At 71.6% G+C, this 7,572-nt stretch carries 7 protein-coding genes; 6 read left to right on the top strand and 1 reads right to left on the bottom strand.

Features of this window, described 5'->3' with window-relative positions; all coding sequences use genetic code 11:
* Positions 1–30: 30 nt before the first annotated feature.
* The gene (locus ABZ454_RS12815) at positions 31–843 is read right to left on the bottom strand and encodes an IclR family transcriptional regulator (RefSeq protein ID WP_359537676.1); all 813 of its coding nucleotides are present in this window, start codon (positions 841–843) and stop codon (positions 31–33) included.
* 439 nt (positions 844–1,282) lie between these two features.
* Between ABZ454_RS12815 and ABZ454_RS12820 the strand changes: the two genes are divergently transcribed.
* The 6 genes from ABZ454_RS12820 to ABZ454_RS12845 all read left to right on the top strand — a co-directional run bounded on the left by ABZ454_RS12820 (position 1,283) and on the right by ABZ454_RS12845 (position 7,378).
* Entirely contained in the window at positions 1,283–2,881 is a 1,599-nt protein-coding gene (locus tag ABZ454_RS12820) for an ATP-binding protein (RefSeq protein ID WP_359537678.1), read from the top strand.
* Positions 2,878–3,282: a roadblock/LC7 domain-containing protein gene (locus ABZ454_RS12825; protein ID WP_356318522.1), complete on the top strand. Its 405-nt coding sequence runs from the start codon at positions 2,878–2,880 to the stop codon at positions 3,280–3,282. The genes ABZ454_RS12820 and ABZ454_RS12825 overlap by 4 nt, the downstream gene beginning before the upstream one ends.
* Complete coding sequence (locus tag ABZ454_RS12830; RefSeq protein WP_356318524.1) at positions 3,279–3,650, top strand: DUF742 domain-containing protein; 372 nt, start codon at positions 3,279–3,281, stop codon at positions 3,648–3,650. Before ABZ454_RS12825 ends, ABZ454_RS12830 begins: the two co-directional genes overlap by 4 nt.
* Positions 3,631–4,245: an ATP/GTP-binding protein gene (locus ABZ454_RS12835; protein ID WP_136324767.1), complete on the top strand. Its 615-nt coding sequence runs from the start codon at positions 3,631–3,633 to the stop codon at positions 4,243–4,245. The genes ABZ454_RS12830 and ABZ454_RS12835 overlap by 20 nt, the downstream gene beginning before the upstream one ends.
* A gap of 93 nt (positions 4,246–4,338) precedes the next feature.
* Positions 4,339–5,916 carry a cytochrome P450 gene (locus ABZ454_RS12840; protein ID WP_356318527.1) on the top strand — a complete coding sequence of 526 codons (1,578 nt, stop codon included), beginning with the start codon at positions 4,339–4,341 and terminating at the stop codon, positions 5,914–5,916.
* Between the two features lie 121 nt (positions 5,917–6,037).
* Positions 6,038–7,378, top strand: a complete 1,341-nt coding sequence (locus ABZ454_RS12845; RefSeq protein WP_359537680.1) for a 6-phospho-beta-glucosidase — start codon at positions 6,038–6,040, stop codon at positions 7,376–7,378.
* The last annotated feature ends 194 nt before the right edge of the window (positions 7,379–7,572 follow it).

Here is a 7,572-nt window from a genome sequence, read left to right on the forward strand (position 1 = left end):
GGGCCGGCTGGCCGCCGCTGATCCGCCCGGCTACCCCCTCGCGCCGAGCAGGGCGGCGGACCGGAGCAGTTCCCCGGCCCGGCGCTCCAGCGCGGCCTCGTCGCCGCGGCCGGCCGGCGCGCACGCCGCCAGGGCCAGCCGGTCGCGCCAGGCCGACCCGGTCAGCGGTACGGCGACCGCGTGCATGCCCTGCACCGACTCGCCGCGGCTGACCGCGTAACCGCGCTCACGGATCCGGTCCAGCTCGGCGAGGAGTTCCGGCCGGGAGGCGAGCGTGCGGGAGGTGGCAGCGTCCAGCCGCTCCCGCGGATACAGGGCGCGGATCTGTTCGTCGGTCATCCGGCAGAGCAGCAGCTTGCCGCCCGCCGTCGCGTGCGCGGGAGACGTGCCGCCCCGCTCCAGCACCACCCGTACCGGATGGCAGGACTCACGGCCGTCGGTGACCACCACCTGATCACCGATCAGCGCGGTGCTCAGCACCGTCTCACCGGTGCGCCGCACGGCGTCCTCCAGTACCGCGCCGACCTGCTCCCTGAGGGGGGCGCCGAAGCCGGCCGGGCGGCCCAGCCGCACCAGTTCGGGTCCGGCCGAGTAGCCCCGTCCCGAGGCCTCCCGGACGGCGAAACCGCGCCCCTCCAGGGTGCTGAGGACCCGGTGGGCCGTGGAGCGGCCGATGGAGAGCAGCTCGGCCGCCTCGGAGACGGTCAGCGCGTCATGGGTGAGGAACAGCCGCATCAGGCGGAGGCCGTTGTCGAGCGATTCGATGGTGCAACCCCGCGCCGGACCCATGAGATGTCTGTTCCCCTTCGTGCCCCGCAGGGCCGTGACTCGTGCGGTGGTCATGAATACGCCTCTTTCGATCCGCCTCGATCACATGTGCCCGTGTCCCTCTCCGTGGGATTCCCGGGACCGCCCCGAAGTCGCGGCACCCGGCGATTCGCCCGTTCACCGTACTGCGTGAACGGGGCGGCCACGCACGGTGGTTGGGGCCGCAGGTGTACGCGTCCCGCGGAGAGGGACGAGCGCGGGTCCTTCCTCCGCGTCCCGCCCCTCCGTCACTCACCGCACACGTCTGTTGGCGGTGCGTGCAAAAACTGGTGAGTGTATTACCGCTGGAGCGCTCGCGCAGGGGGTTGGGTGAATGTGCCGAAGCACTGTTTCGATCTGACTAAGCTCACGCGCAGTGAAGTCGAGTTGATATGAATTCGAGCGCTTGTTCCCTCCTGCCCTTCAAGCGCCGTACCTCCTGATTACCTCCCGAATCAACCGCCAGAGGTTTTAGATGGTTCGTGTCGAATCACCGCCGATCGACAGAGAAACACCCCTCGTCCGCTCCGTGTTGCTGCCCGTCGTCGTGATGGCCGGCGCGACCGCGGCCGCGGTGGCGCTGGTCGCCGAGGCCGCGCGGGTACCAGTCGTCTGGTGCGGCGTGTTCGCCACCGCCGTGGTCGCCGTGCTCACCGCCGAACTCGCCCGCCGCGCCCGCACGATCCGACGGCAGCGGGCCCACTTCGAGCAGCGCGTCACCACGCTGGAACGCCGCATCGCCAATCACGACGACGAGACGGTGCGGATCAGCAAGGAACTGCTGCCCGCGGCGATCCACCGGCTGCGCGTGGGCAATTCGCCCGACGAGGTGCTGCGGGACGTCGTCGACGCCGACGAGGTCTACCGCCACCTCCCCGACGCCCAGCGCTCCCTGGTCTACACCGTGCTGGACATCATCGACAACGAGGAGGCGACGCGTGACTCCGCGCAGCGCGCCTTCGTCAACGTCGCCCGCCGCGTCCAGGCGATCGTCCACCGGCAGGCCAGTGAACTGCGGGAGATGGAGGAGCACCACGGACGCAACCCCGACGTCTTCGACGACCTCCTCCGCATCGACCACGGCACCGCGCTGATCGGCCGGCTGGCCGACTCCATCGCCGTGCTCGGCGGTGCCCGTCCCAGCCGTCAGTGGCCCAAGCCCGTACCGCTGTTCAGCGTGCTGCGCGGTGCGATGTCGCGCATCCTGGAGTACCCGCGCGTCGATCTGCACTCGATCGCCAAGGTCGCGATCATCGGCACCGCGGTCGAACCGCTCATCCACGCCTGCGCCGAACTCCTCGACAACGCCACGCGGTACTCCCCGCCGCAGACCCGCGTGCACGTCACCGCAGTCGAGGTCCAGACCGGCATCGCCATCGAGATCGAGGACGGCGGAGTCAGCCTCAGCGAGGAGGCCCGCGCCCGGGCCGAGAACATGCTCGCCAGGGCCCAGGCCGGCTCCAGCATGAACGACCTCGGGGAGTCCCCCCGCCTCGGTATGGCGGTCGTCGGCCGGCTGTCGCGGATGTACGACCTGCAGGTCTCGCTCCGGCAGTCCGCGTACGGCGGTGTCCGCGCCGTGCTCATCGTGCCCCGAGCCATGATCACCACCGGACCCGCCCCCGGCATCGCCCACGGCATCGGCGCCACCTCGCGGCCCACCAGCGACATCGACCTCGCGGACCTGAAGCACGTCGTCCCCGCCCGCAGCACCCACCGCAAGCCCCGGCCCGTCGCCACCCGCCCGGCCACCGGACCGGTCGCACCCGACATCCGCCCCGTCACCCCGGCCGTCGCCATGGAGGACGACGTCCCCGTGGTGACCGAATGGACCGCGGGCGGTCTCCCGCAGCGCCGCAGCCGCGGCCGCGCGCCGCTGGGTTCGCACAACCTCCCCGCGCAGTCCGCCGACCATGGCGCGGGCCGGACCAACGGCAACGGTCAGGCCAACGGCAAGGAGCCGCCTCCCGGGATCTGGCTGGAGGCGTTCACCAAGGCCGCCAACGGCGTGCCCCAGGAACCCAGGACGGACGAAGACTCTGACGACGCGTGGGACAAGGGAGACCTGAAGTGATCCAGCAACGGGGCAACATGGACTGGATGCTCAAAGAGCTCGCCGACGACGTGCCGGACATCCATCAGATCGTCGTGCTCTCCGCGGACGGCCTGCGCATCGCCCGGCACGGCGGCGACCCCGACGTCGCCGACCGGCTCGCGGCCGCCTGCGCCGGACTGCAGAGCCTGGCCGCCGCGGTCGCCTCGGAGATCCCGTACAGCGACGGCAAGATGCGTCTCGTCGTCATCGAGGTCAGCGGCGGCTTCTTCTACCTGATGGCCGCCGGAGCCGGCGCGTACCTCGCGGTACTCGCCGGGGAGACGGTCGACGCGGGCCTCGTCGGAGCACGGATGCGCGACATGGTCGTGCGCATCGGCGCCCACCTCACCAGCCCGCCGCGACACGGGCAGGCCGGATGAGCTCTACCCGACGAGAACGCCGCAAGGCCGACCCGGCACTGAGCGATCCGGAACGGCTGTACGTCATCACCGGCGATCCCGACGGCAGCGAGCGGGCAGCGCTCGACCTGGTCACGATGGTGGTCTCGAAAGCGCAGCCGACACCGACGGTCCAGCCCGAGCAGGCCGTGATCCTGCGGCTCTGCCAGGCGCCGTTATCCGTCGCCGAGATCTCCGCCTACCTCAGTCTGCCCTTCAGCGTGGTGACCTCGCTCCTCACCGAACTCCTCGCCACGGAACTGATCGAATCGCGCGCGCCGATCGTCCGCGCGACCCTCCCGGACAGGTCCCTCCTCGAAGCGGTGATGCATGGACTTCAGAAACTCTGACACGATCACGGGCCCCCGGAGCGAGGACGTCCTGCCCACCACGGCCACCGCCGCGGTGAAGGTCGTGATCGTCGGCGGGTTCGGGGTCGGCAAGACCACCATGGTCGGCTCGGTCAGCGAGATCCGGCCGCTGACCACCGAAGAGACCATGACCCAGGCCGGCGTCGGCGTGGACGACAACTTCGGGGTGGAGAGCAAGACCGCCACCACGGTCGCCATGGACTTCGGCCGGATCAGCATCAGCGAGGAGCTGATCCTCTACCTCTTCGGCACCCCGGGCCAGGAGCGCTTCTGGTTCCTGTGGAACGGACTGTTCGAGGGCGCACTCGGCGCCGTCGTCCTCATCGACACCCGCCGGCTAGAAGTCAGCTTCGACGTCATCGGGCGGCTGGAGGAGCGCGGCGTGCCGTTCGTCGTCGCCGTCAACACCTTCCCCGACGCGCCCAAACACCCCGTCGAGGCGCTGCGCAGCGCCCTGGACCTGCCGGACGAGGTCCCGATGATCGACTGCGACGCCCGGCTGCGCGCCTCCAGCCGCGATGTGCTGATGACCCTCATGCGCTATCTGCACAGTCTGGCCGTCCCGCTCGGCTGACGTCACCCGCACACATCGCGCGCACCCGATCCACGCGCCCCCACCGCGTACCCCATCCGTCCGGCCCTTGGCAGCCTGATCCCTGGAGCGATCGTGACATCCCCCTTCCACTACGAGCCCGGCGAGGCCGCGGGGCCGGTTCCGCCCCCCGAGTGCCCGGCCCACGGCCTCGGCGTCGGCCCCGGCGGCCTGCGACGGCTCTACGGCCCCGAGGCGGAGCAGGATCCGCACGGCCTGTACGAGAAACTGCGCGCCGAACACGGTTCGGTGGCACCCGTCCTGCTGCACGGCGACGTGCCCGCCTGGCTGGTCCTCGGGCACAGCGAGAACCTGCACATGACCCGTACGCCCTCACAGTTCTCGCGCGACTCGCGTCGCTGGCGGGCCCTGCAGGAGGGAACCGTCGCACCGGACCACCCCCTGGCGCCCATCTTCACCTGGCAGCCGGTCTGCGTCTTCGCCGACGGCGCCGCCCATGAGCGTCAACGGGGCGCCGTCACCGACTCCATGGGCCGGATCGACACCCGGGGCGTACGGCGCCACGTCAACCGCTACAGCAACCGGCTCGTCAACGACTTCTGCCGGGAGGGCCGCACCGACCTGGTCAGCCAGTTCGCCGAACAGCTGCCCATGATGGTGATGTGCGCGATCCTCGGCATGCCGGAGGAGTACAACGACCGGATGGTGCAGGCCGCCCGCGACATGACCCGGGGGACCGCCACCGCCGTCGAGAGCAACGCCTACGTGCTGGCCGCGCTGAACCGCCTCGTCGAACGGCGCCGCCGCGAACCTGCGGACGACTTCGCCACCTGGCTCGTCGAGCACCCCGCCGACATGAACGACCAGGAGGTGGCCGAGCACCTGCGGCTCATCCTGATCGCGTCCTACGAGGCGACCACCAACCTGATCGCCAACGTGCTCCGCATGGTGCTCACCGATCCGCGCTTCCGGGCCCGGCTCAGCGGCGGGCACATGACCGTCCCGGAGGCGGTGGAACAGACCCTGTGGGACGAACCGCCGTTCACCGCGGTCTTCGGCCGCTGGGCGGTGGGTGACACCGAGCTGGGCGGGCAGCGCATCAAGGCGGGCGACGCGCTCATCGTCGGCATCGCCCCGGCCAACACCGACCCGGTCGTGCGTCCCGACCTCGGCGCCAGCATGGAGGGAAACCGCGCCCACCTCGCGTTCAGCGGCGGCCCCCACGAATGCCCGGGGCAGGACATCGGACGAGCCATCGCGGACGTCGGCGTCGACGCCCTGCTGATGCGCCTGCCCGACCTCGAACTCGCCGTCGACGAGAGCGAACTGCGGTGGGTCGGCAACATCATGGGCCGCCACCTCGTCGAGCTCCCCGCGGAGTTCGCCCCCCGCGCCCCGCAGGACGACCGGGAACCGCCGTCCATGGGCAAGCCGAATCCTGCGCGCCAGGACTGGGAGGTGCAGTCCGCGGTACGGCACGTGGCACCGACCCCGGTACGCGCCGCCGTCCCGCCGGAACCGGACGGCGCGATGGCGGGCACGGGCCCGGCGGGGGCGACCGTCGCCGTCGACGGAACCGTCGACGGGCGGACGGGCGAGGGATCCCCGGCCGGGATGATCCCCCAGCAGCGCAGGCCCGCGGCCCCGGCCAGGCTGTGGAGGGTCGTCACCCGTTGGTGGAACGGCTACTGACCGCGGGCGGCGCCGCCGCGCGCGGGCGTACCGGCCGGTGGCCCCCTCCGTGGGAAGGCGGAGGGGGCCACCGGCCGGCCCCGCGGGCCCGATTCCGTCACTCCACGTACCATGCGGAAGCGTGAAGCTGACAATTCTGGGCGGCGGCGGATTCCGGGTTCCCCTGGTGTACGGGGCGCTGCTCGCCGACCACGCCGAGGGCCGCGTCTCGGCCGTCACCCTCTACGACACGGACGTCGACCGGCTCACCGCCGTGGCTCGGGTCCTCACCGAGCAGGCCGCGGGGATTGCGGACGCGCCCACCGTCGTGGCCACCACGGTGCTGGACGACGCGCTGCGCGGCGCCGACTTCGTGTTCTCGGCGATCCGGGTCGGCGGCCTCGCGGGCCGGGCCGCGGACGAACGCGTCGCGCTCGACGAAGGGGTACTCGGCCAGGAGACGGTCGGCGCGGGCGGGATCGCCTACGGGCTGCGCACCGTGCCGGTCGCCGTCGATCTGGCCCGCCGCATCGCCCGGCTCGCCCCGCACGCCTGGGTCATCAACTTCACCAACCCGGCGGGCCTGGTCACCGAGGCCATGTCCCACCACCTCGGTGACCGGGTCATCGGGATCTGCGACTCACCCGTGGGCCTCGGCCGCCGCATCGCCCGGGTGCTCGGCGCCGACCCCGGCCGGGCCCGCATCGACTACGTCGGCCTCAACCACCTCGGCTGGGTGCGCGGGCTGTATGTCGAGGGCCGCGACGAACTGCCGCGCCTGCTCGCCGACCCGGAACTGCTCGGCTCGTTCGAGGAGGGCCGGCTCTTCGGCACGGACTGGCTGCGCTCCCTGGGCGCGATCCCCAACGAATACCTGCACTACTACTACTTCAACCGCGAGGCGGTCCGCGCCTACCAGGACGCCGGGCAGACCCGCGGCGCCTTCCTCCGTGACCAGCAGGAGGGCTTCTACGGCCGGATGAAGGACCCGGCCACGCCCGCGCTGGCCACGTGGGACCGCACCCGTGCCGAACGCGAGGCGACGTACATGGCGGAGAACCGCGATGTCGCCGGCGCGGGCGAGCGCGACGAGAGCGATCTGGACTCGGGCGGTTACGAGCGGGTCGCACTCGCCCTCATGCGGGCCGTCGCCCGGAACGAACAGACGTCCCTGATCCTCAACGTCCGCAACCGCACCACTCTGCCGGTGCTCGACGCGGACGCCGTCATCGAGGTCCCGTGCCTCGTCGACGCGAACGGCGCCCGCCCCGTCGCCGTCGACCCGCTCCCGTACCACGCCGTCGGCCTGGTCACCGCGGTGAAGGCCGTCGAACGCGCGGTGCTCGACGCGGCCGCGAGCGGCTCGCGCGCCGACGCCGTTCGGGCCTTCGCGCTGCACCCGCTGGTCGACTCCGTCTCGGTGGCCCGCCGGCTGGTCGACGGCTACACGAAGGTCCATCCAGGGCTTTCCTACCTCCGATGACGCGGTGAACGGGGAGGTTCGCCGGGTGGTGCGGTCCGTGTCATGAGGTGTCCTGGGGTGCGTGGCGTGAGGGCCGGTGTCCTGAGGTGCGTAGCGTGAGGGCCGGTGTCCTGCCGCCGTTGCGTGAGGCTCGTGTCGCGAGGCTCGTGTTGTGAGGGCCCGTTTTCGTGGGGCGGCCCGAGGCAGGCCTGTGC

Origin of the sequence: Streptomyces sp. NPDC005803, assembly GCF_040630435.1 — a bacterium.
Classification (GTDB): domain Bacteria; phylum Actinomycetota; class Actinomycetes; order Streptomycetales; family Streptomycetaceae; genus Streptomyces.